This window comes from Flavobacterium johnsoniae UW101, from assembly GCF_000016645.1.
In the GTDB taxonomy this organism is placed as follows: Bacteria; Bacteroidota; Bacteroidia; order Flavobacteriales; family Flavobacteriaceae; genus Flavobacterium; species Flavobacterium johnsoniae.
This window is the reverse complement of the sequence record NC_009441.1, coordinates 1,158,510-1,184,380: the sequence shown is the minus strand read 5'-3', so window position 1 is coordinate 1,184,380 and position 25,871 is coordinate 1,158,510. Positions and strand designations below refer to the sequence as shown.

Below are 25,871 nucleotides of genomic sequence, written 5' to 3'. Positions count from 1 at the left end.
AACTAAAAAAATGAAAATTACCATAATTGCAGGTGCAAGACCTAACTTTATCAAAATAGCTCCCATAATAAATGCTATAAAGCAAAAACAAAATGAAGGATTTGATATTTCATTTCGTTTAGTACATACTGGCCAGCATTATGATAAAAATTTAAGTGATACTTTTTTTGAAGAACTAAACATTCCTCAGCCCGATATCAATTTAGAAGTTAAAAGCGGTTCTCAAGCAGAACAAACAGCAGCAATTATGATTGCCTTTGAAAAAGAGTTAATTCAAAACCCTTGTGATTTGGTTTTAGTTGTTGGCGATGTAAATTCGACAATGGCTTGTTCTATTGTTGCCAAAAAATGTAATACAAAAGTGGCACATGTAGAAGCCGGAATCCGTTCTGGAGATTTAACTATGCCTGAAGAAATCAACCGAATGCTCACAGACAGTATTACCGATTACTTTTTTACAACCTCAACTTCAGCATCAGAAAATTTATTAAAATTAGGTTCAGATCCTAACAATATTCACTTTGTGGGAAATGTTATGATCGACACTTTATATCAAAATATTAATAGAATTTCGGCTCCAGATTTTTGGAACGAACATAAATTAAGCGAAAAAAAATATATCGTTCTAACTTTGCACCGCCCAGCAAATGTTGATGAAGTTTCATCGCTTATTAAATTATTGGAGGGAATCGATCTTTTGGCAAATGATAAGAAGATAATCTTTCCTATTCATCCAAGAACTCAGGCTATTTTAAAAGAAAGTAAAACTGATTTTAGAAATATTATTTTTGTTTTACCTCAAGGTTATCTGAATTTTATGTATTTAATTAAAAATAGTTTTGCTGTCATTACAGATAGCGGCGGTATTTCTGAAGAAACAACTGTTCTTGGAATTCCATGTTTTACAATGCGGGATAATACCGAAAGACCTGAAACAGAAACTATTGGTTCTAATACAATTGTAGGGACTTCTTTAGAAAATCTGAAAAAAGTTTTTGGCAGTTTTTTACAAAACGGTGCTAAAAAGTGCGGTATTCCAGATTTATGGGACGGAAAGGCATCTGAAAGAATTATTTCTATTTTATTGGATAAAAAATAATGAAAGACATTCTTATTATATCCAATTATTATCCGCCGGAAAAAGGAGCTGCTGCAAACAGAATTGAACAGCTCGCTTTAAAACTGGATCAAAACGGGTATAACGTTTCTGTGATTTCTCCTCTTCCAAATTATCCTAAGGGCGAACTTTTTCCAGAATATAAAAACCGATTTTCAGTTACCGAAAAAATTCAGAATATAACTTTAAAACGTCTTTGGATTTATCCGAGTAACAGTTCTAATATTTTTAAAAGAATTGTTTCTACATTATCGTTTTCTACAACTTTATTTTTTTATTTATTGTTTTCTAAAATACCAAAGAAAGTAATTGTACAATCTCCACCCTTATTATTGTCTTTTACTGCGGTTTTGGCTCTTTGGCTTAGAAGAAAAAAAATAATTTTGAATGTTTCTGATCTTTGGCCCACAGCTGCTATTGAACTTGGTGTTTTAAAGAAAAACAGCATTTCACATAAATTCCTGCTCTTTATTGAACGCTTTATTTACAGAAAAGCAAACCATATTTTCGGGCAGTCTAATGAAATTATAGATCATATCCATTCAATATTTCCAGAAAAAAAATGTTTTTTATACCGCAATTATCCTGATCATTTTATTGAAAACAGATTAGAAGAAAAACAGAATTTGAGTGAACCAATAAAACTATTTTATGCCGGCTTACTGGGAGTTGCACAAGGTGTTTTTGAACTTATTCAGGAATTGGATTTGAAAAATCTAAACATTGAACTTCATATTTTTGGGGATGGTGCCGAAAAAAATCAAATTCTAAATTTTTTAGAAAAAAACCAGACTGAGAAAATTATCTTTCATGGAATGTTAGAACGAAATGTTTTGCATAAAACTTTACAAAATTTAGATATTGCATTAGTCCCGCTAAAAACAAGAATTTATGGATCTGTACCTTCAAAAATATTCGAATACAGCGCCTTAGGTTTCCCGGTTCTTTATTTTGGAGGCGGTGAAGGAGAAAATATTGTTGAAGAAAATAATTTGGGATGGGTTGTTCCTGTTGAAGATTTTAAAAACTTAAACGACACATTAAAGCAAATTTCAGAATTTGGTAAAGAAGAAATTCAAATTATGAAAAAGACAATTTTCCTTCATGCAAAATCTCATTTCAATCTTGATGAACAAATGAAGAAATTAATTGAAAATAATGCCTTTTAATAAAATTGAATAAAAAAGAAAAAGGGAGAATATTATAGAAATATTTTCCCTTTTTTATTATTTAATGTAACTCGAAAAATCTTTATGTTCTTCTTTTGCCAGTTCTTCCGGAGAAAGTGATTTAAAATACTCATAGGTAATTTTCATTCCTTCGGCACGGCTTACTTTTGCTTCCCAGCCTAATAATTCCTTTGCTTTTGTGGTATCGGGCTGACGCTGTAATGGATCGTTTATTGGCAGCGGATGATATACTACCTTTTGATTTGTTCCAGTCAATTTAATAATTTCTTCTGCAAAATCTTTGATTGTGATTTCGTCCGGATTTCCAATGTTTACCGGATAAACATAATCTGAATGTAGTAATCTGTAAATACCTTCAACCTGATCGTCTACATAGCAAAAAGAACGTGTCTGCATTCCATCGCCAAAAATCGTTAAATCTTCGCCTCGTAACGCTTGCCCAATAAAAGCAGGAATTACGCGTCCGTCGTTTAATCGCATTCTTGGTCCGTAAGTATTAAAAATACGCACTATTCTGGTCTCTACACCATGAAAAGTATGGTATGCCATAGTAATTGATTCCTGAAAACGTTTTGCTTCGTCATAAACACCGCGAGGACCAATTGTATTTACGTTTCCATAATATTCTTCTGTCTGTGGATGCACCAACGGATCTCCATAAACTTCTGAAGTTGAAGCAATCAAGATTCTAGCTTTTTTTACTCTTGCCAATCCTAATAAATTATGCGTTCCCAGAGATCCAACCTTAAGTGTCTGAATTGGAATTTTTAAATAATCAATAGGACTCGCCGGTGAAGCAAAATGCAATATATAATCAAGATCGCCAGGAATATGAACGAACTTGGTGATATCATGATGATAAAATTCAAAATTTTCTAATTTGAATAAATGCTCAATATTTTTAAGGTCACCTGTAATCAGGTTATCCATCCCAATAACAAAATATCCTTCTTTGATAAATCTGTCACATAAATGCGATCCTAAAAATCCTGCCGCTCCAGTAATAAGTATTCTTTTCATGATAATTGTTTATACATCGCAAATGTAACTGATTTGAAAATTATTTTTCGGTTATAATTTCAAATTATCTTTATTCAACAACTGTTGATGTTCTTTATATTTTGTTCCAACAAATTCTTTTATCTCTTTTTCAAATCGTTGCTTTGAAAATGTAACAGCATGTTCGCGTATAATTTGAGGGTCGAAATTTTTTGTTTCAAAATTAAGTACTGCTTCTTTGATTTTTTCTGCAGATTGCTCTACAAAGAAAATTCCGGTTTTGTTTTCTATAACTGTTTCAAGTGTTCCTCCTTTTGCTAAAGCAATAACAGGCGTTCCGCATGCTTGTGCTTCAACAGGAATAATTCCAAAATCTTCCTCAGCAGCAAAAACAAATGCTTTCGCTTTCTGCATTAAGCTTCTCAGCTTTTTATTTTCAATATATCCTACAAACTCTATGTTGTTTTTGGCTGTTTTTTGAAGTTTTTCTAATTCTGGTCCGTCACCAGCAACAATCAATTTTAAATGTGGTAATTCGTTGAAAGCTTCTACTATCAATTGTGTTTTTTTATACGGAACAAGTCGTGAAGCTGTAAAATAATAGTCTTCTTTTATTTCTTCTAAACTAAAAAAATCAACATCAACTGGCGGATAAATTACGGTGGACTCTCTGTTATAAATCTTTTTAATTCGCTCAGCAATATGCTTTGAATTAGCAATAAAAAAATCAACATTATCTGAATTTGAAAGATCCCATTTCTGGATTTTATCTAATACTGATTTTGCATATAAACCTTTTAAACCTTTGTTTAATCCGGCATCTTTTAAATATTGCTCTCTCAAATCCCAGGCGTAACGCATTGGAGAATGACAATAACAAATATGCAATTGATTTTTGTTTGTCTTAATTCCTTTTGCCACAGCTGAAGAAGAACTGATTATTAAGTTATAGTCTCTTAAATCAAACTGTTCTACAGCAATTGGAAATAACTGTAAAAATTTGCGGTGATTTTTTTTTACTGTTGGTAATTTCTGGATGAAACTAGTTTTGGCTTTTTTTCCATTTAAAATAAACTTTCGGTCTTCATCATTCAAAAAGTCAATTAATGCAAAATGGTCAAAATCATCCCAGATTGAGTTTATAGAATGAATTACTTTTTCAGCACCTCCATTCACATAATACCAATCGCTAATTAGTGCTTTTTTCATTATTTTGTAAAATATTTCTAAATGCTTCCAAATGATTTTTAATAGATTTTTTCCAAGTAAATTTATCTAATTGTACTGCCCTTTTTTCTATTTCAATGCTTACTTTATTTTCTAAACAGTCTTTTATTTTTTGAGACAACTCTATATCATTTTTTGGATCAAAATAAATAACAGCTTCTCCTCCTATTTCCGGCAGACTTGAAGCGTTAGAACTAATCACCATTGTTTTTGCTGCCAATGCTTCTAAAACTGGTAATCCAAAACCTTCGTAAAGAGATGGAAATACAAATAACGATGCATTTTGATAATATAAAGGCAAATCTAAATCAGTTACATGTCCTGTAAAAATAACATTTCTTTCTAATTGGTTCGATTTTATGAATTCATTTATCTGATTATCTTCCGTAATAAATCCATCTTTTTTACCTACAATTAAAAGTTTATATTCTTCTTTTAATTGATTTGATAAAGCATTATAAGCTTTTAATAAAACAATTAAATTTTTATGAGGTTTGACATTTCCTATATATAAAATAAAATCGTTTGGAAGTCTTAAACTATTCTCTTTAAAATCTTCAAAAAATGGCGCATCTACTCCACAATAAACTACTTTAATTTTTTCAGATTCGGTGTTGGTATATTTTAGAATCTCACTTTTTGAAAATTCTGAAACAGTAAAAATTAAATCTGCTTTTTTTACTGCATTATCATATAAAATAGAACTATACTTTTTTTTAAGGAAAGAAATTGGAGAAATCCCGGTAAGATGATTTACGTCATGAATTGTTACAACTTTTTTCTTTGCACGAATAGGAAAAATAGGAAAATTAAAATGTGGAGACCAAAACACATCACATTTTGGTATTTTAAAAGCATAATAAAATTGTTCTTTTAGAGAATACATTTTACAATTGAACTCTATAACCTCAACTTTATTACTCCAATCAAATTGCATGATTTCATTTTTGTTTCCAAGAACTGTAACTGCATTAAATTCTGAAATTATACCCGGCAACACATTTTTTATGTAAGTACCAATTCCCGAAGCATTTATAAAACGAACATCAATTACTAATTTCATTTATATTAATTGGTTATAATCCTTTTCAAAAGTAAGTTTTAAAAATTTAATGATGTTTATTTTTTGTTTAAAACACATTCACCTTTAATAAAAAAAATTACTTTTGAAAAAAAAACCAAATGAAAAAAACAGCCTTTTTAATCAGTGTATCTTTATTAATTATTTCTTGTCAGCAACCTCAAAAAAAAGAAGAGGAAAAAACTCAAATAGGTAAATATCAAATGACTGTTATTCAAAGAGCTGATACTGGAGAGGTCTGCTTGTTTGTATTAGATACCGAAACCGGAACAGTTACCATGCGAAATGATAAATCAGGTTCATGGGCTCCTCAAGGAAATCCAGATGATTCTATTGACAAATCACTTTAATAATGGCAGGCTTCAAATGTTTTGGAGCCTTTATTTTCTAGAATTGTGATTAAAAACATCTTTTATAGTTTTAGCATTAATTTTATAAATTTTCTATTTCCATTAATTCTAATTCCATTTTACATTCATGTATTTGGAATTACTAATTATGGTCTTATTGCTATTTCTTTGTCTTTAATTAATTACATTTCAGTTATTAATGATTATTCCTGGAATGCTTTAGGTCCAATTAAAATTGGTCGATTAAATTCTGATATTGATGCAATCAGCAAATACATTTCAACAGTAATAAATACTAAGTTTTTATTAACTATTCCTTCTTTTTTATTATTGTTTTTACTCGCTCAGCTTTATAGTAATATTAGCAGCAATGCTTTATTTTTTCTTTCTTTATTTTTAATGCTTTTCTCGCGTACGCAGAATGCACATTGGGTTTTTATTGGTTTAAACAAAGTCAATGTGTATTGCATAATTAATTCAGTATTTAAAATAAGCTGTCTTTTAACTATATTGTTTTGTGTGAAAAACAAAGATTCTTTTCAAATTTTATTTTTTATACTTGGCATATTTGACAGCCTTATTTTTATAGTTTCTTACATTTATTTGTTATTAAAAGAAAACTTTGTTTATTCAAAAACCTCTTTTAAAGATATTTTTGCTGAATTACAAAGCGGTTTTAAAATGTTTCTAACTAATTTGACTGTTTGTTCTATCTTAAATTCCGGGACTCTTATTTTAGGTGTTTTTTTCGATTCCAAAATTGTTGGTATCTACAGTGTTTCTGAAAAAATTATTATGCTTGGTAAACATTGTATTGGAGTATTATTTCAAGGCGTTTTTCCTAAAATTTGTAATATTGGTATCGCTTCAATTTCTGAATTAAACAAAACGCTGCGTCAAATTTTCCAGTCTTATTTACTGCTCTTTTCCATTGGAACTGTGATATTAATTATATTTTCTGAACAAATTATCTCTGTATTAAGCAGTGAATATATTACTGAATCGAGTCAGTATTTAATTTTGCTTTCGCCTATTCCTTTAATTGCGTCTCTTAATCAATCTGCATATATGTCTTTGTTAATGCACGAAAAGAAAAACATTTACTTTAGCGGTTATTTTATTGGTTTAGTAATTAATGTTTCTCTTTCATTTCTATTGTCTTTTTTCTTTAAAGTCGAAGGAATGATTGCCGCACTTATTATAACTGAATTATTTATCACATTGTTTCTAAATTATAAAGTACTTTGCGATAAGAGTTTAAATTTCTTTAGAAAAAATGATTAAAGTTGGATTTCTTGTTTCATACGATTTCAAATATTTATACAAATCGATTCCACTCGTTTACGATGCTTCTGATTTGATCGTACTTGCTGTAGATAAAGATCGTTTAACATGGAGTGGAAATCCATTGTTTATTGATCCATCCTTTTTTGAATGGGTAAAAAAATTTGATACCTTAAACAAAATTGTAATCTACGAAGACACCTTTTACATTCCTGAAAATTCTCCTTCTGAAAATGATACACGAGAACGCAATTTGCTCGCAAAAGCAATGGGAGATGGCGGATGGCATATTCAAATAGACAGTGATGAATATTTTAATGATTTTAAAAATTTTGTTTCCTTTTTAAAAGAAAAAAAAGATTATTTAAAAAATCCCGAAAAACATCCTGTAGAAATTCATGTGCAGTGGATTACATTATTTAAAAAAGTTGAAGGGGGATTTTTATACATAAAAGATTCATTAGATGCTATTGAAGTGGCAACTAATTATCCTAAATACAAGTATATGAGAGCCACAAGGCACTCAAAAAAAATAATAACTAAATTTATCTTACTGCATCAATCCTGGGCAAGAGACGATGAAGAAATTTATACCAAAATAACAAATTGGTCTCACAGGGACGATTCTGACAACGCTGCGTTTTATAAATTTTGGAAAAATATAAATATTGATAATTATAAAGAGTTTACTAATTTTCATGAAAACGATCCAACAAAATGGAAATCACTTGAGTTTATTGCTGAAGATGAAATAGATTCTCTAAAAATAGAAATTAGCAGTTTTCAATTATTTAAGTTGAAAACTAAAAAATATCTAGTACAGTTTATGCGTGAAAAACTGCCAATATCGATTCAGAAAAAAATTGAAACTACTTTTAAAAGATTAGTTAAATGACAGAAACTAAAACAAATAAAACTGCTGTTTATTTTTTATACCTTTTAGCATTTGCTTCCTCTTTATATATGTTTGAGGCTGTTCAGTCAATTATAATGTCTGCTGCAAGTCTTTTTCTATTACTTCAATACAATTCAAAAAAGCACTTTTTATCAATTAAAACAGTGCCATTTCTTTTATCATTTTTTGTCCTCCTTGCTTTTAATATTTTTTATTATAATTCGAAAAGTCTGCAGATTATTGCTAACAGTTTTTTAATATTTATTATACCGCTGTTTAGTACATTTCTTTACGACTCTCCTTTTTTTAAACAGCAAAGAGAAAAGATTCTCCTTGTTTATTCCTTTTGTATTACCTTAATCAGCACATATATTGTAATTTTCTATATAAATGATATTCCCAATCATCATTTTAACTGGTATTTTGCTCGTTTTAATCTAGAAAATAATATTGATATTCACGGTACTTATATTAGTTTGTGGATTGCAATTGCGTTTCTTTTTGTTTTTAATTTTCTAGTTAAAACTCAAAATACAGCCTTGAAATTCAAAATACTTTTAATAGTTATTTGTATTGTTTTATTAGCAAGTTTGGTAATCGTTAATGCCAGAATGATCCTTTTTTCTACTTTATTTTTGACTGGATTAAACTGTTATTTTTTCTTTTATAAAAAAGATAAATTAAATACTAAAATGATTTTTTTTCCATTAATAATTCTATTCATGGGAGTGATTTTTTTATCACAACGATACAAAGATGATATTCAGTTTTTAAATAAAAATAAAATTGAAAACTCAAGTAGATATACCCTTTGTTTTTGTTCTTTAAAAGTAATTACTGATTCTCATTTTTTAGGAACAGACAATGGCTCTATACAGCCAAAACTTAATTCATGTTATGATGAATATGGTTTTAATGACTTATCAAAAGAAAATTTAAATTCTCATAATCAATACCTTGATTATTTTATGAAAGGCGGTTTTTTACTTTTTATTGCTTTTATTTCCACTCTTTTTATAAAACTTCGTTTTGCTTTAAAAAGCAGGAATTATTTATATTTTTCGATTTCTCTGTTGTTTTCTTTTTCTTTTTTGACCGAAAATATTCTGGTTCGTCAATACGGAATTTACATTTTTCTTCTCTGCGATGTTCTATTCCTCGGCTCTGTTGTGACGAATGAAGGCCATCGTACAAATGAAATAGAAAAAAACTAGTGTAGGTATTAAAAGCATACATCCGTCGCTTAAACAAACAAATAAATACGTTAATATTCCTAATAAGTAAACCTGGTTGTTATTTTTAGTTTGTAAAAAAATATATACCGGAGCAAAAAAAGAAACGCAAAATAAAAATAAACCAACAATACCAAATTGTCTAAATATAGATAAGTACACAATTTCATCAATTATCGTATAAGGGCCATTTCCAAAAAGTGTGATATCATTTACTTTTCTAATTTGTAAAATCCTTCCGCCAAGATTTGAGTCTAGAATAAATCCTTCCAGGGAACCATATTGAAAATATCTGGTCATAAGAACTGATCCAATAACAAAAAGTAAAATCGCTCCTGCAAGATAAATTTTAGCTAATTGATATAATTTATTCCTATAAAGAATTAAAAAGAAGAAAAGTAAACCAATCCAAACTGTTCTTGATAAGGTTAATAGTAAAGCCAGGATAACAATGAAAATTTTAATTTTTGATGTTGTTTTTTTATAAAAAACAGGAAAAAGCATTAAAGTACATACTCCAAAAATATTTCCATTATTATACGTTGAGATTAATTTAGCAATAGAACCTCTTTGATTAAATTTAGATCTTGCCAGCTCTCCCAAATCATCAGCATTAACCGTTATATAGGGAATTTCTAAAAAATGACCATAAATCTGTTTGTATGAAAACAAGAAAATACCATAAACAGAGATTAGAAAAACAGCATTAGCTATTATTTTTTCAATATAATCATGATTTATTTTAGTTAGAAAATATCCTAAAATAATATAAAATAAAAAAGGCAGGAAAACAAAGCTGATGTAGAAAGCAATAAAATTACCCGTTGAACCTTCGTATCCAAATATTAATAAATGAAGTGAAAAATATACCACAAATGGTAAAGTTGCCACATAGCACATAAAATGCCGGCTGTTAACCGGGAATTTATATTTGCTGACTATAATAATTGTCGAAAGAATTAATAAAAAACCCAGATATAAATATCCCCATGTCAAAGGAATTCCGGCAATCTTAAATCCTCCTTTTGGAATTATTATCAATAATAAGACTCCTAAAAAAAATAAAATCTCTCTTAGTCTTTCATTATTTAATTTAAGTAATAAAATGTTTTTCATCTTAAAAATAAGAAATGACTGCCTACGATAATAATTAGGCTTGTAATGCCTGTTGTTTTTTATAAAATCTTTTTAAAAATACTATACTAATAAAAGCAAATACAAACAAAAATGGTAAAATAAACCTCATTTTTCCCTTTAAAGTTTCAAAATTTTCAATATTTGTAACGATTGAACTTTCTTTTATAATTTTATTAGAAGTAATTAACTCTACTTTTAAGACTCCATTTTCTCTAACAAGACCTTCTTTTGTTTTAAGTATATCATTAAGCTGTATGTTTTCATTATAATATACCAGCTTATCATTTTTTACTGAACCCAACGATTCTGAATTAGAAAATTTGTTTAGAATATTATCAATTTGCAAAAGAATTTGATCATTTGCCTTTATCTTTTGTTTGATATTATCTACAGTTGTTTTTTGTACCTCAGCATAATAATCACTTGTATTAAAATAATTCAATAATGCTTTTACCGTATTTTCATCTTTCAATGGAAATTTGGTTGAAAAAGTAATAATGTAAAAAGGATAATTTTTAGTAGTGGTTGTTTCCTTAATTATAGATTTTAAGTCTCCGTTTGTCATTAACTTTAAAACCTCTAAATTTTGCTCATTGTTATTAACAAACTTAAAAACATCAACAATTGGTTCTATTTTTATATTGGATATTCTTGAATTCTCTGTTAATCCAATTTTATTAAAAAATGATTTGTCATCAGTTATAATTTTCGATTGAATTAAATCAACCTTACCGTATAAATAATCGACACTGCCAAAATTTGGTGTTACAATTATTTGATTATTATATGTTTTTTGAGTCTTATCTAAAAAAAGTCCTGTTCCAAATCCTACAACAACTAAAATCAAGACAATCAGCCAATTTCGTATAAAGAATTGAATGCTTCTAAAGATAGAAGTATTAATTCTTTCAAAAAAGTTACTTATTTTTTTTGAAATCAAAACCAAATCAACCTCTTGATCTGTGATATCCTGCGGTACTTTTGTACTCATTTACAATTATTATTTGATGTTGAAAATCTGTTCTAAAATCTTAATCGTAATTAAATACGTTGGTTTTACTCCAGTCGTTCCTAATCCGCCCGAAGCCAATGTACTTCCGGTTTCTAATGGATTATCTGAAGCATAATAAGCATAACGAACTTTAATATCTTGAGGAACGCTTTTTCTAATTTTTGATGCCGACTGAATTGCTTTTTGGTAATAAGATCCTTCCATTTCAAGACCAATTACACCCCAAGTCGACTCGTGAAAGAATTTCAATAAATCTCGGTTTTGTAATGATGTTCCTAAAACCGTTACCATTGCACCTTCATAAATGTCAATATCGTTTCCTTCGAACATTGCGCCTGTAAGTTCGTTTTCAAAGAAATAATTATCTGCCGTTCCTTCGTTTATATGTGCCGATGGAATCATGATATCTCCTTTTCCACCTTCCAGAATTCCGGCTTTACCCATTATAGAAACCGATTTTACATTTAGTAATGTTTCTTTTTTATAAGGTTTTAAAAGCTCGTCTATAGTTTCATAAGCCTGCTCACCAAAAGCATAGTCCATTACAATAATAACCGGTTTTTCTTCGCCTACATTGGCATGAGAAAATGCAGTTTTTGCCCAGTCAATTTTGGCAGTATCAAAAATCTGGACGTCGATATTAGTTCCTGATGTGTCTGGAAGAGAAATCATTCCATTTTTCAAAGCTAGTTCTTCAACCTGAGATCTTATTTCTTTTGAACCTGAATTGCTCAATTCCTCATAAATAAAGAAATCTGTTTTGCCTTTAAATTTTGATGTTAATAAAGGTGTCGCAAAAATTGAGTTCATCACACTATGCATATTGGCACTAATTACGTGAATTGGACGTTTTAAAAGGCTGTTTGCCTTTAAAACTTCCTTAATGTTAGTAGCCCAGATTTCTCCGTGAATATGGTGTCCTAATCGTTCACGTAGAACGGGACTAAAAGTTATTGTGCGTTTGTTGTTTTCAACAATTTCTTCGATCGCTAATTTTCCTAACCAATAAATTACATGCAAAAAACGATCTGGCGCACTTTCTGAACCAAAAGCATCGTAGATATCCAAAACTTCTTCAAAAGTTCTGGCTAAAATATTTGCTGCGTGCGAAATCGCTTTTTCTTTTTCAATCTGTGTCAGCTTTTTGGTTTGCGTTACAGCTTGTTCTAATTTTAACCAATCACGCGAAACTTCTCCGCCATCGTCAATTAAAACTCTGTTTTTTATTTTGTGTGATTCGATGAAAATAAAAGTCAAATGCGTCAGGATATCATAAATGTCTGAACGTCCGCGCGTGATTTCGACATTCATTTGTTCTTCGTCGATTCTGTAACAGTTTCTTCTTCTTTTTGGAGGAACAATTGGCTGAAAATGTGATTTAGAATATCCTTCATCAGAAGTTAAATTGATAAATCGGCATTGTTCTATTCCTATTGGAAGACGTTCTATAACGTATAAAAGTCCGTTTAGTTCTACTTTTTCTTCGGCAATATTTCCGTAGATTTCAGGACGTAATGCTAATAATGATTCGCGTAAGCTGTCGCCAGAAACCCCCATTGGTTTATAAAAACCACGGTTAAATAAATGGCGCATTGTAATGTACATTTTTTCAATCGCTGCCGATGATTCCTGAGCTCTTGATCTTGATATATGTTTAGTTTCTTTCATTCTATATGTATTTAAAATCTTCGTAATAGTGAAGACCATTCTATCTTTTCGATAAACGAAAGTAGGAAATATTAATATTATTTTTGTTGAAAACTAGAAATGTGTTTTAATTATAACATTTATTTTAAATTAGGATTTACAACTTCGATAACTTCGCATTCAGCTGCCTTATGAGGTCCTTCCATAAAAAAACCTTTTAAACCAATTTTAATTCGTTCTTTATGAAGTTCAATAAGGCTTTCATTTAATATCCACATTTTTGCTTTTCCAGAAGTTGGAACTCGTAATGATTTATCTAAAATAATATTATTGTCATTATCTAAAAATTCAGGCCAAATCATCCATAATTTTTTTGCTTCTTCATCTTCAGAATACATAAAATCAGAACGATACCCTTGCATTGGATTTCCTGTTTTTCGACCTCCTTCGTCTGGTGTAAAAAATCTATAGGTAACTATAAAATCACATTCTCGATTTTTAATTTGTTCGTAAGGTGTATGAACATCCATTATTTATATTTTTCAAAATCAACCTCAACTTTTTGAAAGTGTTTATTTGTATCTAAAAGTAAATCTATTTTAATGATACATTCCTGATTATCATCTGCCGTTATAAAAGCAAAATCCCAAATGTCTTTTGAAATGGAAAATAAACCAATGTCTGAACTGACTTCCATTAAAATTTCATCGTTCATCCAAAGATCATTAATTTCATCAATTTTTGGGTTTATTGATGCCATTGAACCTAATAAATCGGTAAGAAAATATTCGTTTTCTGCTCCACTAAATATTTCAATTAACAAATCCTGAGATTTATATCCGGGCCTTAAATGATATTTATATTTCATGAGTAAAAAACCTCATTTCTATTTCAAATTATCTGCAATCTTTCTGTCATTCGACAATCTCGGAATTTTGTTCTGTCCGCCTAATTTTCCCTGCGATTTCATGTATTCCTGAAATCCGTTTTTTGAAACTCTGGTTATTACAACTTTTTGCAGCACATTTCCGGTAATTAAATCGTCGTAATAAATGTTTTGTTTTCGCATCGAATCGTCTATAGCTTCGGCGAAAGCCTGCATATTTTCGGGCTCTTTTTCGAACTCAATCAGCCATTCGTGGTACGGCAGTCCATTTGCAGGCGTAATTTGCGGAGCAACAGTAAATTCATTTATTACAATGTTGGTACCCGCTGTTGCCTCTTTCATTGCATTTTCGACTTCGTTAGCGATAACATGTTCTCCAAAAGCCGAAATATAATGTTTTATACGTCCTGAAACTATGATGCGATATGGTTTTAAAGAAGTAAACTGAATCGTATCTCCAATATTATATCCCCAAAGTCCTGCATTTGTAGAAACAATTAATGCATAATTTACGCCAATCTCAACTTCGCCAATCGTGTAACGTTTTGGGTTTTCGGTAAAAAACTCATCGGCTTTAATAAATTCATAGAAAATCCCCGAATTTAAAAGCAGCAGCATTCCTTTTTCTTTTTGTGAATCCTGATAGGCAAAGAAACCTTCAGAAGCAGGAAACAACTCAATGCTGTCAACTTTTTTACCAATCATTTGTTCAAACTTAGCGCGGTAGGGTTCGTAATTAACACCGCCATAAATAAACAAATTAAAGTTTTTAAAAATCTCTCCTATCTTTTTTCCGTCGCTTTTTTCCTGTAAACGCTCAAAATACATTTGTACCCAAGACGGAATTCCGGAAATAACAGACATGTTTTCTTTTATTGTTTCGCCAACAATCGCATTTACTTTTGTATCCCAGTCTTCAATACAATTGGTTTCCCACGAAGGCATTCGGTTTTTTTGTAAATATTTCGGAACAAAATGTGCCACAATTCCAGAAAGCCTTCCAAATTTAATCCCGTGTTTTTCAGTCAAAATTGGGCTTCCCTGCAAAAAAATCATTTTTCCATCAACAAAATCAGCATTTCCGGTTTCGTTTATGTAATGCAAAATTGCGTTTCGTGCAGCATTTACATGCGTAGGCATTGATTCTTTGGTAAGCGGAATATACTTAGCTCCCGAAGTTGTTCCCGATGTTTTAGCAAAATAAAGCGGTTTTCCTTTCCACAAAATGTTTTCTTCGCCAATTTTTACCTTTTCGATATAGTCTTTTAAATCTTCGTAATCTCTAACAGGAACATTTTTCTGAAAATCTTCAAATGTCTTTATAGTATCAAAATGATGGTCTTTTCCAAATTGGGTGTCTTTTGCATTTTGAATCAAACTTTTAAAAACTTCAAATTGTGTTTCGACTGGTTTAGCAGACCAGGCTTGAGTTTGATTGTATATTTTGCGGGCAAATATCTTTGCTGCTATCGATTTAATTGACATTTTTTGTGGTATTATTTTTTGTCACCCTTGTTTTTCTTTGTCTTACTTTCACCCGACTCCTTCTCTGTTTTGGCAACATCTTCTCTCAATTTTATTTCTTCTTCAGAAGCTTTCATATTAAGGTCTGTTGGCACATCGGCATCAGCCAAAATAGAATCTTTATTGAATTTAGCATATTCTAATTCCCCTTTCAAAACTTTTTGAACTCCTTTTATATAGGCTTCGTTTTTTTTGAGCGCTGTTTCTAGTGAGTCTGATTTTATCGCCAGCTTAGTTGCATTTTTTTTCAATTCAGAAGAAGAATAACCCGGAATAAATTCTCGGAGCGGTGTAAATGCAATAATAAAAGTAGTAACTAAAATTAAAAATATACCGCCTAAAGTAAACGTTACAAATACGTTCATTAAAGTAAGTCTGAATGAAAAAATCTCTTCAAAAGTGTCTTCATTCAAAATTACCAGTCGGTTTTTGATGAATAATTTCTTTCTAAGGTTTCTTTTCTTTTTCTTAGCCATTATGGTAGTTTATACGAGCAAATATAGCAATTAATAGTCTTGCTAATAACTGAAAAAAAGGTCTAAAATTATTAATTTAATGATTTTATAAAATATTTAACGCAGTAAAAAACAAATATTTTAATCCAAAAACACTTGTTGTTCGTATATTCTATATACCTTTGCGGTGAAATTTTAAATCAATTTGCTTCGGCATTAAATATAATAGTCATGGGAAGATTAGGTCTTACAGAAATCCTTGTTATCGTAGGTATTGTGATATTACTTTTTGGAGGTAAAAAAATTCCAGAATTAATGAAAGGTTTAGGAAGTGGAATTAAGGAATTTAAAAACGCTGCTAAAGACGATCAACCTGCTCCTGCTAAAAAACAAGAGGAAGAACAAAAATAGTAACCTTCAACTTATCAATGAGTCCCAGACTGCAATTTATAGAATTGTAGTCTGGGATTTTTTTTATATCTAAAAAATCTTACTTTTAGAGTCCCAAACTTATTAAACAATAATTATGAAAAACCTACTTCTGATTACTGTTGCTTTTTTGTGTCTCGAAAGTAATGCACAAAAGCAGCCGTTTCCGGCCAATGTTGTTTTTAACAATGGCCTAATGCCTTCTGCCAAAAACAGTCAGGATGCAAAAAACAATTATGATACCTGGAAAACCAATTTTGTAGAAGGCTGTTCTAATGGACGCTATCGGGTAAAATTTGATTCTTCCTGGGAAACTGTTTCTGAGGGAATTGGATATGGAATGCTGCTTAGCGTTTATATGGCCGATAAAACTCTTTTTGATGGGCTTTGGCTGTATTACAAAGACAATGTAAACAATAACAAAGTAATGAATTGGAAAATTAACGGCTGTTCTGGAACTATTGGTCAAAACGGAGCAACTGATGCTGAACTGGATGCTGCTTTTGCTCTTATCGTTGCCGATTATCAATGGGCAAGTGCCGGAACTATTCATTATAAAAATGACGCCACGGCTCTAATTTCTGCCATAAAAAATCACGAAGTTGAAGCAAATACTTATGTTTTAAAACCCGGAGACCAATTTGGCGGAAGCCAGATTACAAATCCGTCTTACTTCTCTCCTGCTTATTATAGAGTTTTTGGAACTTTTACAAATGATACCGCTTTCTGGAATCAGATTGCTGCGAAATCGTACACTATTATCAACAACAATTTAACGCAAAATAATGCTGTAGGCGGTTTGGTTTCTGACTGGTGCGAAGCTTCCGGCGCTTATTCTTCTCAGGCAGGAGGTTATGCTAATGGCGGTAAAATGTATACTTACGACGCGGCAAGAACCCCATGGAGAATCGCTGTTGATTATTTATGGCACGGAAATGCTGATGCTAAGGCTTATGCAAAAAAATCATCAGATTTTGTTCGTGTCAATCTTGGCGGATCTTTAAACATTAAAGACGGTTACAATCAAAACGGAAGCGTAAGCGGTCAATGGCATAATGCTACTTTTGTAGGGGCGTTTGCCTGTGCAGCGATGGCGGGTGAAAATCAAAACCATTTAGATGCTTCTTATACCGACTTAAAAAATCTTAACGAGCCTAACAGCTATTTTAATCATACACTAAAAACACTATACTCCTTTTTACTAACAGGTAATTTTTATTTACCGCTAAACGCCAATTTGTCTAATGATACTTTTGATATTGAAAAATCTACAGTTACGCTTTACCCAAATCCGAGTCCTGATCGAATCACAGTTAACGCACCTCAGCAATCAACTATTTCAGTAATTTCGCCTTCAGGCAGTGTGATTTATCAAAAGAAAACAACATCTGAAAATACCGAAATAAACCTGGGTTCTCAATCGTCTGGAATTTATTTTGTAAAAATATCTAATGATGATTTTAAAAGCATAACCAAAAAAGTGATTTTGAAATAATCCTAAAAATAGAAACTCCCAAATTACGAATGTAATTTGGGAGTTTTTTTATTATTCCAGTTTTGGAATTTTTATAAAATCATTGTCAATTGAATTCTCTTTCTATCTTCGTCAACTTCAGTAACCTTAACATCAACATGTTGATGCAATTTAACCACTTCGTTTACGTCGCTTACAAAGCCGGCTTTTAACTGCGAAATATGCACTAATCCGCTTTCTTTGATTCCGATGTCAACAAAACAGCCAAAGTTGGTGATGTTATTAACAATTCCCGGAAGAATCATTCCTGTTTTCAAATCTTTGATTGATTTTACATTTGCATCAAATTCAAAAACCTTAGCAGACTTTCTTGGGTCTAATCCAGGCTTTTCAAGCTCTTTTATGATGTCTTTCAGCGTAAGTAAACCAATTTCAGGTGTTACATACTTTTCAGGCTTAATAAGGGCTGTTTTCTCTTTATTAGCAATTAAGTCGTTTAAAGAAATATTCAAATCTTTTGCCATCTTTTCAACAACTGGATAAGCCTCTGGGTGTACAGCCGAATTATCCAGCGGATTTTTAGCATTTGTAATTCTAATAAACGCTGCTCCCTGCTGATAAGCTTTATCTCCTAAACGCGGTACTTTCTTAAGCTGTTTTCTGTCTTCAAAAGGTCCGTTTTCAGAACGGTATTGTACAATGTTTTCGGCCAGCTTCTCCCCAATTCCACTCACATAGCTTAGTAAATGTTTACTTGCTGTGTTAATGTTAATTCCAACCGAGTTCACGCAGCGAATTACTGTACTGTCCAATTCTTCTTTTAGTTTTGTCTGATCAACATCGTGCTGATACTGTCCTACTCCAATTGCTTTTGGGTCAATTTTTACCAATTCGGCCAACGGATCTGAAAGTCTTCTTCCAATAGAAACTGATCCACGAACTGTTACATCATAATTCGGAAATTCTTCTCTCGCAATTTTTGAAGCTGAATATACCGAAGCTCCTGCCTCAGAAACCACAAAAACCTGAACTGGCTTGTCGAACGCGATTTTTTTGATGAAAAATTCAGTTTCGCGAGAAGCCGTTCCGTTCCCAATAGAAATGGCATCAATTTGATATGCATTTACCATCGAACGAATTTTCTTGATCGCCATCGATTCCTCATTTTGCGGCGCATGTGGATAAATCGTTTCGTTGTATAATAAATCGCCTTTTTCGTCCAGACAAACCACTTTACAACCGCTTCTAAATCCTGGGTCAATTGCCAAAATACGTTTTTCTCCCAACGGTGGCGCTAATAATAACTGTCCTAAATTGTTAGCAAAAACCTGAATAGAATTAGCATCGGCTTTTGCTTTTGCTTCCTGCAGGGTTTCATTTCCAATTGCCGGATTCAATAAACGTTTATAACTATCTTCAATTGCTAATTGCAAATGAGCTGTTGAATTATTTTGCTTTTTAATGATAATTTCGTCAATAACATCGTAGGCATCGTCGATATCAACATCGATTTTCATTTTAATAAAACCTTCATTTTCTGCACGTAACATTGCTAATAAACGGTGTGCCGGCGCTTTTGTTAAAGGCTCTTCCCAATCAAAATATTGGTTGAATTTTTGTGCGCCTTCTTCCTCTGCTTTCTTTTTAACCACTTTTGTTGTGATTGTCGCTTTACGTTGAAACAATCTTCTTAATTGTTTACGAACGTAAATATTTTCGTTAATCCATTCTGCTACAATATCTCTTGCGCCTTGAATAGCGGCTTCTTCGTTAATAACATTTTCATTAATGTATTGTGTCGAAATAAAATCGATATCAGCGTCACTTTCAGATATAATCAGTTTTGCCAAAGGTTCAAGACCAAATTCGCGCGCCACATCGGCTTTTGTTTTTTTCTTCTTTTTATATGGAAGGTAAAAATCTTCAATTTCTTGTAAATCAAAACTTTCTTCAATTTTTTTCTTCAATTCTGGCGTAAGTGCTTTTTGCTCTTCAATTGATTTTAAAACGGCTTCTTTACGTTTTATAAGCGTATCATAATCTTTTTGAAGTTTCGCAATCTGCTCAATTACAGTTTCATCAAGATTTCCGGTAGCGTCTTTTCGGTATCGGGAAATAAACGGAATCGTACAATCTTCCTCTAGTAATTTTACTGTGTTTTGAATACTGACTGCCGGTGCCTGAACAGACTTGGCAATGAATTGAATATTAGTCATACTTTTAATGAAATAAATTCTTAATTATAAGTTGATATAATTTACTTGTTAAAACGAATTGGTAAATTAATCAAACATTTGGCTAAAATAATATCTTTGTTTTTAATTTTACGCCAATGAAAATTTTTTTACTTTATTTTTTAGTTGTTAACATATTCGTTTTTATTCTGGCCGGTTATGATAAAAATCTGGCTCGGAAAAATAAACGAAGAATTCCCGAAAATACGCTGTTCTTTCTACAACTAATTGGCGGAACACCTGGTTTATTAACAGCTATGTTTTTGTTTAGACATAAAACGAGGAAAACTTCATTTATTGTCAAATTCATATTAATTCTCTTGGTGCAGGCTGCTTTTATTTATTTAAAACTATCGGGCAGAATATAGATATTAACATTGTTAATAACCTCAAAAAGTATCATTTTAGAACAAATTAATTGCCTGATTTTAAATATTTTAAATAAAAAACCGGATGAATTTAAAAAATCCGCCCGGTGTGTTTTATCTATATTGGTGCGAAGCACCGAATTTTTTTTGACTTTTTACGAACAAGCAATCTTATTAACTCGGTTTTGATGTCTTCCGCCTTCAAAAGCCGTATCAAGGAAAGTTTCGACGATTTCAACAGCTTGATGAATTGATGTAAATCTCGCTGGAATACTTACAATGTTTGCATCGTTATGTAAACGCGTTAAATAAGCAATTTCTTTAGTCCAGCATAAACCAGCTCTTACTTTAGGGTGTTTATTAACCGTCATTGCAATTCCGTTACCGCTTCCGCAGATTACGATTCCAAAATCTGCTTTTCCTTCAGATACATCATTAGCAACTGGATGTCCAAAATCAGGATAATCAACAGAAGCATCTGTATCTGTTCCATAATTGGTCACTTCATATCCTCTTGCTTCAAGCATAGCTACAATTGATTTTTTATATTCTGGTCCTGCGTGGTCGTTTCCTATCGAAATTTTCATTTTTCTATACTATTAAGTTGTGTTATGCAAATTTACTTAATAAATAGATGTTCGCCACGAATTGCACCAATTTTCACAAATTTTTTTCTTTTAAATAGTATATAAACACACAATATAAATTCGTGTACATTCGTGATCCAGATAAGTATCTGGAGTAGCAAAACACTTTATTTTACAACTATCTTACTGTCAAAACCTTATCAGTTATTAACAATTTTAATAACTTCATAAGTATCTCATAATCAATAAATAATAAGCATAAAATTTGTTAAAATTTTGAGGTGTTAATAGGAGTTTGTAATTGCTTGATATTCAATTAACTTTAAGTTAACAGAAAATGTTAATAAGTTCGAAAAGAAAATTAGAAGTTTTTTTTGGTTGTTTCAAAAAAATACCTAATCCAAAACTGGAATTAAATATGCAAGAAAAGTTTCGTGAATTTTTGGAAAAGTTATCAATATCAAAAATACCATTTTCAACAGAAATCAACATATCAACTTATCTACAAAATGAATTCAATTTTGGTTGTCAACCGTTGTTAATTAAAATACAAAAAGTCTTATAAATAAGTAATTTAACTAAAAATAACTATGTTGATAACTCAGAATAAATAAGTAAAACGAGATTTCAATGACTTCAAAAAAAAAATTATTCGACATATTAACAAGCTATAATAACCATAATTTTTTTTAAAATTTTTAAAAATCTTTTTTGTTGTATTTAATATATGTTGAAAACTAAAAAAGTTGAAAAGGAAAAAAAATTTTTTGAGTTTGAATTTTACTTCTGTTTTGAGTTTGTTTTTGAAGTTTGTTTCAGACGATTTTGAGAGGATTGTTGAGATTGTCCAGAATTTGCTGAACTTGTTCGAAGTCTTCCGGATGAACTTTGAGTTTGATTCCGCCCAGTGCATTTGAGTAAAGAGGCATAACGGAAAGTGTCATTTCGTTTTCGAAAAAATACGGGATTTCTTCCTGTTCAAGTAAGTGTTTGAGAACCACTGTTTCGTGTTGATAATTGAATACGGCGATTGTCTTAAAGCTTTCCATATGAGGTCTTTTTGTAAATGTACGAAAAGTTATATTTTTAATAATTCTATTTGTTAAAAAGAATTATCTGATTTCTTATTTGTAATTTTAAACCTTATAAGAAAAGATATATGAGTAAGAAAATTAGAAAGCCGATAAAAAAAGAGAAAGATTTCTCTGGGAAGATCCTTAAAATTTTATCGCAGAATGCCAATAAGCCATTTAATTACAGACAGATAGGAGCGAAGTTAGAACTTGACGATACAAAAAGCAGAAACCAGATTATCAAAGACTTAAAGATTCTGGCTGCACAAAAGAAAATTATAGAAACAGAACCTGGAAAATATTTAGTTAAAGCTGTTAGTCAGGATTACTACGAAGGAACGATAGATATGACGAGCAGAAAAACGGCATATTTTATTTGTGATGAATTTGAAGAAGATGTTTTTATTCCGACCAATAATTTGAATCGTGCTTTAGACAAAGACAAAGTAAAAGTTTACGTTTATAACCGAAGAAAAGGAAAAAGACCTGAAGGTGAAGTAATTGAAGTAATTGAAAGAGATAAAACAGAGTTTGTTGGTGTAATTGACATTCAGCCAAACTTTGCTTTTGTTTCTACTGCCAATCCAAAAATGTACACCGATATTTTTATTCCAAAAGATAAATTGGGAGAAGCAGAAAACGGTGATGTTGTTTTAGTTAAGATTGAAGACTGGCCTAAAAGAGCTGATAGTCCGTTTGGATCTGTAATTCGTGTTTTAGGAAAACCTGGAGAACACAATACAGAAATTCATGCTATTCTGGCTGAATATGGACTGCCATCTGATTTCCCGGTAGAAGTAGAGGTATATGCTCAAAAGCTGGATACCTCAATTCAGGAATCAGAGATTGCAAAACGTCGTGATATGCGTGATACACTTACGTTTACGATAGATCCAAAAGATGCAAAGGATTTTGATGATGCCTTGTCTTTCAAAAAGTTAGAGAATGGAAACTTTGAAATTGGAATCCATATTGCCGATGTTTCGTATTATTTAGAAGAAGGAACCATTCTTGATGATGAAGCGTACCAAAGAGCAACTTCAGTTTATTTGGTAGATAGAGTAGTGCCAATGCTTCCGGAAGTATTGTCTAACTTTGCCTGTTCACTTCGTCCGAATGAAGAAAAATATACATTCTCTGCTATATTTGAAGTTTCGCCAACTGCACAAGTTATCAACCAATGGTTTGGAAGAACGGTAATTTATTCAGATCAGCGTTTTGCTTACGAAGAAGCACAATATATCATTGAAACAAAAGATAATACAATTCCGGTTGATGTTTCTATTACCGGAGAATCGTATGTGGTTTCAGATGAAATTAGAGAAGCAACTTTGAAATTAGATGAATTAGCGAAGATTTTAAGAAAGAAAAGAATGCAGCAAGGTGCTATTTCTTTTGATAAAGTTGAAGTTAAATTTAATCTTGATGCAGAAGGAGAACCAGAAGGAGTTTACTTCAAAATCTCAAAAGATGCCAATCATTTGATTGAAGAATTTATGCTTTTGGCAAATAGAAAAGTAGCTGAATACATTGGTAAACAAAAGAAAACCTTTGTTTATCGTATTCACGACGAACCAAACGAAGATAAGTTAATTGCAATGCAAACTGTAATTGCTAAATTTGGTTATAAAATTGATTTTAGAAATAAAGGTGATATTGCCAAATCATTGAATTCTTTAATGGAAGAAGTAAATGGTAAAAAAGAGCAAAACTTAATTGATACTCTTGCAATTAGAAGTATGAGCAAAGCCAAATATTCAACAGATAATATTGGTCATTATGGTTTAGCTTTTGATTATTACAGCCATTTTACATCGCCAATCCGTCGTTATCCTGACGTTATGGTACACAGATTGCTGCAATATTATCTGGATGGAGGAGCTTCTGTAGATGAAGAAACCTACGAAACAAAATGTCTGCATTGTTCGAACATGGAAAGTTTAGCGACTAATGCTGAACGTGATAGTATCAAATACATGCAGGTTAAATACATGCAGGATCATCAGGACGAAGAATTCCTTGGTGTTATTTCTGGTGTTACCGAATGGGGAATTTATGTTGAAATCGTTTCTAATAAATGCGAAGGAATGGTAAGAATCAGAGAAATAAAAGATGATTACTATACCTTCGATGAAAGACAATATGCTTTGGTTGGTGCTACTTCAAACAGCATTTTGCAATTAGGGGATGAAATTTATGTTAAAGTAAAAAATGCCGACTTAGTGAAAAAACAACTGGATTTTCATTTTTTAAGACGAGCAGAATAAATATTAATTAAAAAAATAAAAGTATGAGAAAGCTAATTATTGGAGCAGCAATTTTATTTGTACAAATGTCTTTTGGTCAGGTAACCAAAGAATTAGGAGATTTTGATACCGTAAAAGTTTACGACAAATTAAGTGTAAAATTAGTTCAGTCATCTGAAAATAAAGTTGTTATAAAAGGAACAAGAGAAGCAGAGTTAGAAGCTGTTAACAAAAATGGCGTATTAAAATTAAGAATGCCTTTTCCTAAACTTTTGTCAGGAAATGATCTTGAAGTAACTTTGTATTATAAACATATTGAACTAATTGATGTTAATGAAGGCGCTTCTGTAAACAGTAATGAAACTATAAAAGCAACTTCATTTAAAGTTAGTGCGCAGGAAGGTGCAAAAATTAATGTAGATTTGAATGTTGATAAACTAAAAGTAAGTTCAGTTTCTGGCGGAGAAATTACAGTAAATGGTAAAGCAGACAATCTTGAGGCGAGTTTAGGAGCCGGCGGTTACTTCCTTGGAAGTAAATTAACCACTTCTCAGACCAAAGTAAGCGTTTCTGCGGGCGGAAAAGCTGATGTTAATGCTTCGACCCTTGTCGATGCAAAAGTAAGCGCAGGAGGCTCTATTTATATTTATGGAAATCCGAAACAAGTAAATCAGAAAACAGTTTTAGGCGGTAAAATTGAAATAGTAAAATAACAAGTCGTATTTTGATGATAAATGATATTCTGGCTGGACTGCCATGGGGACTTTTTCTAAGCTTTATGGTAGGTCCGGTATTTTTTATACTATTAGAAACCAGTATTACTAAAGGATTCAGAGCTGCAATAGTCTTTGATTTTGGAGTAGTTCTAGGTGATATTTTTTTTATAGCAATTGCTTATTTAGGAAGTTACAGATTGATTTCCAGTTTAAAAGATAAACCTGCACTCTTTATTTTTGGAGGAATCATAATGCTGGCTTATGGGATAATTTCTTTTGTAAGATTAAAAAATGAAGAAAAAATTGATGATGAAGAAATTGACCGGGATATTATTAAAAGAAATTACGGAAGTTTATTCATAAAAGGCTTTTTACTCAACGTTATTAACATTGGTGTTTTAGGTTTCTGGCTTGCAGTAATTATTTCTGTAGGGCCAAAATTAGAAATGCAAAACTCAAGAATGTTTACTTTTTTTACAGCTGTAATTATAACTTACTTATTGGTTGACTGCCTTAAAATAGTATTAGCCAAACAGTTAAAATCTAAAATGACACCAACTAATATCCTAAAAATTAAAAAAGGAATTAGTATTGTTTTAATGGTATTTGGAGTTGCTTTAATGGTTCAGGGCTGGTTTCCAAAAGAGAAAGAAATGGTAAAAAATGCTTTCGAAAAGATAGAAAAGTAGTTGTTAATAACTCTAGAAT

Annotated in this window: 25 protein-coding genes; 12 read left to right on the top strand and 13 right to left on the bottom strand. The window is 31.2% G+C overall.

Annotation, left to right across the window (positions count from 1 at the left end; translation table 11 throughout):
• The first annotated feature begins 10 nt into the window (after positions 1 to 10).
• Complete coding sequence (wecB, locus tag FJOH_RS05420; RefSeq protein ID WP_012023125.1) at positions 11 to 1,099, top strand: non-hydrolyzing UDP-N-acetylglucosamine 2-epimerase; 1,089 nt, start codon at positions 11 to 13, stop codon at positions 1,097 to 1,099.
• Positions 1,099 to 2,286 carry a glycosyltransferase family 4 protein gene (locus FJOH_RS05415; protein ID WP_012023124.1) on the top strand — a complete coding sequence of 396 codons (1,188 nt, stop codon included), beginning with the start codon at positions 1,099 to 1,101 and terminating at the stop codon, positions 2,284 to 2,286. The genes wecB and FJOH_RS05415 overlap by 1 nt, the downstream gene beginning before the upstream one ends.
• Before the next feature lie 57 nt (positions 2,287 to 2,343).
• Here FJOH_RS05415 and FJOH_RS05410 read toward each other — a convergent pair whose 3' ends face one another.
• The 3 genes from FJOH_RS05410 to FJOH_RS05400 are packed head-to-tail and all read right to left on the bottom strand — an operon-like array spanning position 2,344 to position 5,596.
• Positions 2,344 to 3,327, bottom strand: a complete 984-nt coding sequence (locus tag FJOH_RS05410) for a UDP-glucuronic acid decarboxylase family protein (RefSeq protein WP_012023123.1) — start codon at positions 3,325 to 3,327, stop codon at positions 2,344 to 2,346.
• Positions 3,328 to 3,378: 51 nt separating this feature from the next.
• On the bottom strand, positions 3,379 to 4,515 hold the full coding sequence (locus FJOH_RS05405) for a glycosyltransferase (RefSeq protein ID WP_012023122.1): 1,137 nt from the start codon (positions 4,513 to 4,515) through the stop codon (positions 3,379 to 3,381).
• Entirely contained in the window at positions 4,496 to 5,596 is a 1,101-nt protein-coding gene (locus FJOH_RS05400) for a glycosyltransferase family 4 protein (protein WP_012023121.1), read from the bottom strand. The genes FJOH_RS05405 and FJOH_RS05400 overlap by 20 nt, the downstream gene beginning before the upstream one ends.
• A gap of 119 nt (positions 5,597 to 5,715) precedes the next feature.
• On the opposite strand from FJOH_RS05400, the gene FJOH_RS05395 reads away from it, so the two are divergent.
• Genes FJOH_RS05395 through FJOH_RS05380 form a run of 4 tightly spaced genes read left to right on the top strand, consistent with a single transcriptional unit; the run spans position 5,716 to position 9,357 of the window.
• Complete coding sequence (locus FJOH_RS05395) at positions 5,716 to 5,964, top strand: hypothetical protein (protein WP_012023120.1); 249 nt, start codon at positions 5,716 to 5,718, stop codon at positions 5,962 to 5,964.
• A gap of 45 nt (positions 5,965 to 6,009) precedes the next feature.
• The gene (locus FJOH_RS05390; RefSeq protein ID WP_012023119.1) at positions 6,010 to 7,248 is read left to right on the top strand and encodes an oligosaccharide flippase family protein; all 1,239 of its coding nucleotides are present in this window, start codon (positions 6,010 to 6,012) and stop codon (positions 7,246 to 7,248) included.
• Entirely contained in the window at positions 7,241 to 8,143 is a 903-nt protein-coding gene (locus tag FJOH_RS05385; protein ID WP_012023118.1) for a hypothetical protein, read from the top strand. The genes FJOH_RS05390 and FJOH_RS05385 overlap by 8 nt, the downstream gene beginning before the upstream one ends.
• Entirely contained in the window at positions 8,140 to 9,357 is a 1,218-nt protein-coding gene (locus tag FJOH_RS05380) for an O-antigen ligase family protein (protein ID WP_044047531.1), read from the top strand. The genes FJOH_RS05385 and FJOH_RS05380 overlap by 4 nt, the downstream gene beginning before the upstream one ends.
• Here FJOH_RS05380 and FJOH_RS05375 read toward each other — a convergent pair.
• The 7 genes from FJOH_RS05375 to FJOH_RS05345 form a co-directional block, all read right to left on the bottom strand.
• On the bottom strand, positions 9,295 to 10,491 hold the full coding sequence (locus tag FJOH_RS05375; protein WP_012023116.1) for an O-antigen ligase family protein: 1,197 nt from the start codon (positions 10,489 to 10,491) through the stop codon (positions 9,295 to 9,297). The genes FJOH_RS05380 and FJOH_RS05375 overlap by 63 nt on opposite strands.
• A gap of 34 nt (positions 10,492 to 10,525) precedes the next feature.
• Positions 10,526 to 11,503, bottom strand: coding sequence for a hypothetical protein (locus FJOH_RS05370; RefSeq protein WP_012023115.1), 978 nt, complete (start codon positions 11,501 to 11,503; stop codon positions 10,526 to 10,528).
• 9 nt (positions 11,504 to 11,512) lie between these two features.
• Positions 11,513 to 13,192: a DUF6909 family protein gene (locus FJOH_RS05365; RefSeq protein WP_044047529.1), complete on the bottom strand. Its 1,680-nt coding sequence runs from the start codon at positions 13,190 to 13,192 to the stop codon at positions 11,513 to 11,515.
• A gap of 119 nt (positions 13,193 to 13,311) precedes the next feature.
• Positions 13,312 to 13,701 carry a hypothetical protein gene (locus FJOH_RS05360; protein WP_012023113.1) on the bottom strand — a complete coding sequence of 130 codons (390 nt, stop codon included), beginning with the start codon at positions 13,699 to 13,701 and terminating at the stop codon, positions 13,312 to 13,314.
• The gene (locus FJOH_RS05355; RefSeq protein ID WP_012023112.1) at positions 13,701 to 14,039 is read right to left on the bottom strand and encodes a hypothetical protein; all 339 of its coding nucleotides are present in this window, start codon (positions 14,037 to 14,039) and stop codon (positions 13,701 to 13,703) included. The genes FJOH_RS05360 and FJOH_RS05355 overlap by 1 nt, the downstream gene beginning before the upstream one ends.
• An 18-nt stretch (positions 14,040 to 14,057) precedes the next feature.
• The gene (locus FJOH_RS05350) at positions 14,058 to 15,542 is read right to left on the bottom strand and encodes a GH3 auxin-responsive promoter family protein (RefSeq protein WP_012023111.1); all 1,485 of its coding nucleotides are present in this window, start codon (positions 15,540 to 15,542) and stop codon (positions 14,058 to 14,060) included.
• Between the two features lie 11 nt (positions 15,543 to 15,553).
• A complete protein-coding gene (locus FJOH_RS05345; RefSeq protein ID WP_012023110.1) occupies positions 15,554 to 16,057 on the bottom strand; it encodes a hypothetical protein in 504 nt (167 codons plus the stop codon).
• Positions 16,058 to 16,267: 210 nt separating this feature from the next.
• Here FJOH_RS05345 and FJOH_RS05340 point away from each other — a divergent pair, with 210 nt between their 5' ends.
• Positions 16,268 to 16,447: a Sec-independent protein translocase subunit TatA/TatB gene (locus FJOH_RS05340; RefSeq protein ID WP_012023109.1), complete on the top strand. Its 180-nt coding sequence runs from the start codon at positions 16,268 to 16,270 to the stop codon at positions 16,445 to 16,447.
• A gap of 115 nt (positions 16,448 to 16,562) precedes the next feature.
• Complete coding sequence (locus tag FJOH_RS05335) at positions 16,563 to 17,960, top strand: glycosyl hydrolase family 8 (RefSeq protein WP_012023108.1); 1,398 nt, start codon at positions 16,563 to 16,565, stop codon at positions 17,958 to 17,960.
• A 71-nt stretch (positions 17,961 to 18,031) separates the two neighbouring features.
• On the opposite strand, the gene FJOH_RS05330 is transcribed toward FJOH_RS05335, so the two are convergent.
• Positions 18,032 to 20,155, bottom strand: coding sequence for a Tex family protein (locus FJOH_RS05330; protein ID WP_012023107.1), 2,124 nt, complete (start codon positions 20,153 to 20,155; stop codon positions 18,032 to 18,034).
• 116 nt (positions 20,156 to 20,271) lie between these two features.
• On the opposite strand from FJOH_RS05330, the gene FJOH_RS05325 reads away from it, so the two are divergent.
• The gene (locus FJOH_RS05325) at positions 20,272 to 20,541 is read left to right on the top strand and encodes a DUF1294 domain-containing protein (RefSeq protein WP_012023106.1); all 270 of its coding nucleotides are present in this window, start codon (positions 20,272 to 20,274) and stop codon (positions 20,539 to 20,541) included.
• Between the two features lie 155 nt (positions 20,542 to 20,696).
• Here the strand turns inward: FJOH_RS05325 and rpiB are convergent, their stop codons facing one another.
• Both rpiB and FJOH_RS05315 read right to left on the bottom strand, forming a co-directional pair.
• Positions 20,697 to 21,128 carry a ribose 5-phosphate isomerase B gene (rpiB, locus tag FJOH_RS05320; RefSeq protein WP_012023105.1) on the bottom strand — a complete coding sequence of 144 codons (432 nt, stop codon included), beginning with the start codon at positions 21,126 to 21,128 and terminating at the stop codon, positions 20,697 to 20,699.
• A gap of 815 nt (positions 21,129 to 21,943) precedes the next feature.
• Positions 21,944 to 22,177, bottom strand: a complete 234-nt coding sequence (locus FJOH_RS05315; RefSeq protein WP_012023104.1) for a putative signal transducing protein — start codon at positions 22,175 to 22,177, stop codon at positions 21,944 to 21,946.
• A gap of 110 nt (positions 22,178 to 22,287) precedes the next feature.
• Here FJOH_RS05315 and rnr point away from each other — a divergent pair, with 110 nt between their 5' ends.
• From rnr to FJOH_RS05300, 3 genes are read left to right on the top strand one after another with little or no spacing between them, the layout of a single operon-like run.
• Entirely contained in the window at positions 22,288 to 24,468 is a 2,181-nt protein-coding gene (gene rnr, locus FJOH_RS05310) for a ribonuclease R (protein WP_012023103.1), read from the top strand.
• A gap of 23 nt (positions 24,469 to 24,491) precedes the next feature.
• Positions 24,492 to 25,160: a head GIN domain-containing protein gene (locus FJOH_RS05305; protein ID WP_012023102.1), complete on the top strand. Its 669-nt coding sequence runs from the start codon at positions 24,492 to 24,494 to the stop codon at positions 25,158 to 25,160.
• Positions 25,161 to 25,174: 14 nt separating this feature from the next.
• Positions 25,175 to 25,852, top strand: a complete 678-nt coding sequence (locus FJOH_RS05300; protein ID WP_012023101.1) for a LysE family translocator — start codon at positions 25,175 to 25,177, stop codon at positions 25,850 to 25,852.
• The last annotated feature ends 19 nt before the right edge of the window (positions 25,853 to 25,871 follow it).

Coding starts and splice junctions, on each gene's coding strand:
- FJOH_RS05415 (WP_012023124.1), top strand. CDS start 1,099: ATGAAAGACATTCTTATTATATCCAATTATTATCCGCCGGAAAAAGGA.
- wecB (WP_012023125.1), top strand. CDS start 11: ATGAAAATTACCATAATTGCAGGTGCAAGACCTAACTTTATCAAAATA.
- FJOH_RS05325 (WP_012023106.1), top strand. CDS start 20,272: ATGAAAATTTTTTTACTTTATTTTTTAGTTGTTAACATATTCGTTTTT.
- FJOH_RS05345 (WP_012023110.1), bottom strand. CDS start 16,057: ATGGCTAAGAAAAAGAAAAGAAACCTTAGAAAGAAATTATTCATCAAA.
- FJOH_RS05305 (WP_012023102.1), top strand. CDS start 24,492: ATGAGAAAGCTAATTATTGGAGCAGCAATTTTATTTGTACAAATGTCT.
- rpiB (WP_012023105.1), bottom strand. CDS start 21,128: ATGAAAATTTCGATAGGAAACGACCACGCAGGACCAGAATATAAAAAA.
- FJOH_RS05410 (WP_012023123.1), bottom strand. CDS start 3,327: ATGAAAAGAATACTTATTACTGGAGCGGCAGGATTTTTAGGATCGCAT.
- FJOH_RS05355 (WP_012023112.1), bottom strand. CDS start 14,039: ATGAAATATAAATATCATTTAAGGCCCGGATATAAATCTCAGGATTTG.
- FJOH_RS05380 (WP_044047531.1), top strand. CDS start 8,140: ATGACAGAAACTAAAACAAATAAAACTGCTGTTTATTTTTTATACCTT.
- FJOH_RS05330 (WP_012023107.1), bottom strand. CDS start 20,155: ATGACTAATATTCAATTCATTGCCAAGTCTGTTCAGGCACCGGCAGTC.
- FJOH_RS05350 (WP_012023111.1), bottom strand. CDS start 15,542: ATGTCAATTAAATCGATAGCAGCAAAGATATTTGCCCGCAAAATATAC.
- FJOH_RS05365 (WP_044047529.1), bottom strand. CDS start 13,192: ATGAAAGAAACTAAACATATATCAAGATCAAGAGCTCAGGAATCATCG.
- rnr (WP_012023103.1), top strand. CDS start 22,288: ATGAGTAAGAAAATTAGAAAGCCGATAAAAAAAGAGAAAGATTTCTCT.
- FJOH_RS05370 (WP_012023115.1), bottom strand. CDS start 11,503: ATGAGTACAAAAGTACCGCAGGATATCACAGATCAAGAGGTTGATTTG.
- FJOH_RS05400 (WP_012023121.1), bottom strand. CDS start 5,596: ATGAAATTAGTAATTGATGTTCGTTTTATAAATGCTTCGGGAATTGGT.
- FJOH_RS05335 (WP_012023108.1), top strand. CDS start 16,563: ATGAAAAACCTACTTCTGATTACTGTTGCTTTTTTGTGTCTCGAAAGT.
- FJOH_RS05405 (WP_012023122.1), bottom strand. CDS start 4,515: ATGAAAAAAGCACTAATTAGCGATTGGTATTATGTGAATGGAGGTGCT.
- FJOH_RS05315 (WP_012023104.1), bottom strand. CDS start 22,177: ATGGAAAGCTTTAAGACAATCGCCGTATTCAATTATCAACACGAAACA.
- FJOH_RS05360 (WP_012023113.1), bottom strand. CDS start 13,701: ATGGATGTTCATACACCTTACGAACAAATTAAAAATCGAGAATGTGAT.
- FJOH_RS05300 (WP_012023101.1), top strand. CDS start 25,175: ATGATAAATGATATTCTGGCTGGACTGCCATGGGGACTTTTTCTAAGC.
- FJOH_RS05395 (WP_012023120.1), top strand. CDS start 5,716: ATGAAAAAAACAGCCTTTTTAATCAGTGTATCTTTATTAATTATTTCT.
- FJOH_RS05385 (WP_012023118.1), top strand. CDS start 7,241: ATGATTAAAGTTGGATTTCTTGTTTCATACGATTTCAAATATTTATAC.
- FJOH_RS05375 (WP_012023116.1), bottom strand. CDS start 10,491: ATGAAAAACATTTTATTACTTAAATTAAATAATGAAAGACTAAGAGAG.
- FJOH_RS05340 (WP_012023109.1), top strand. CDS start 16,268: ATGGGAAGATTAGGTCTTACAGAAATCCTTGTTATCGTAGGTATTGTG.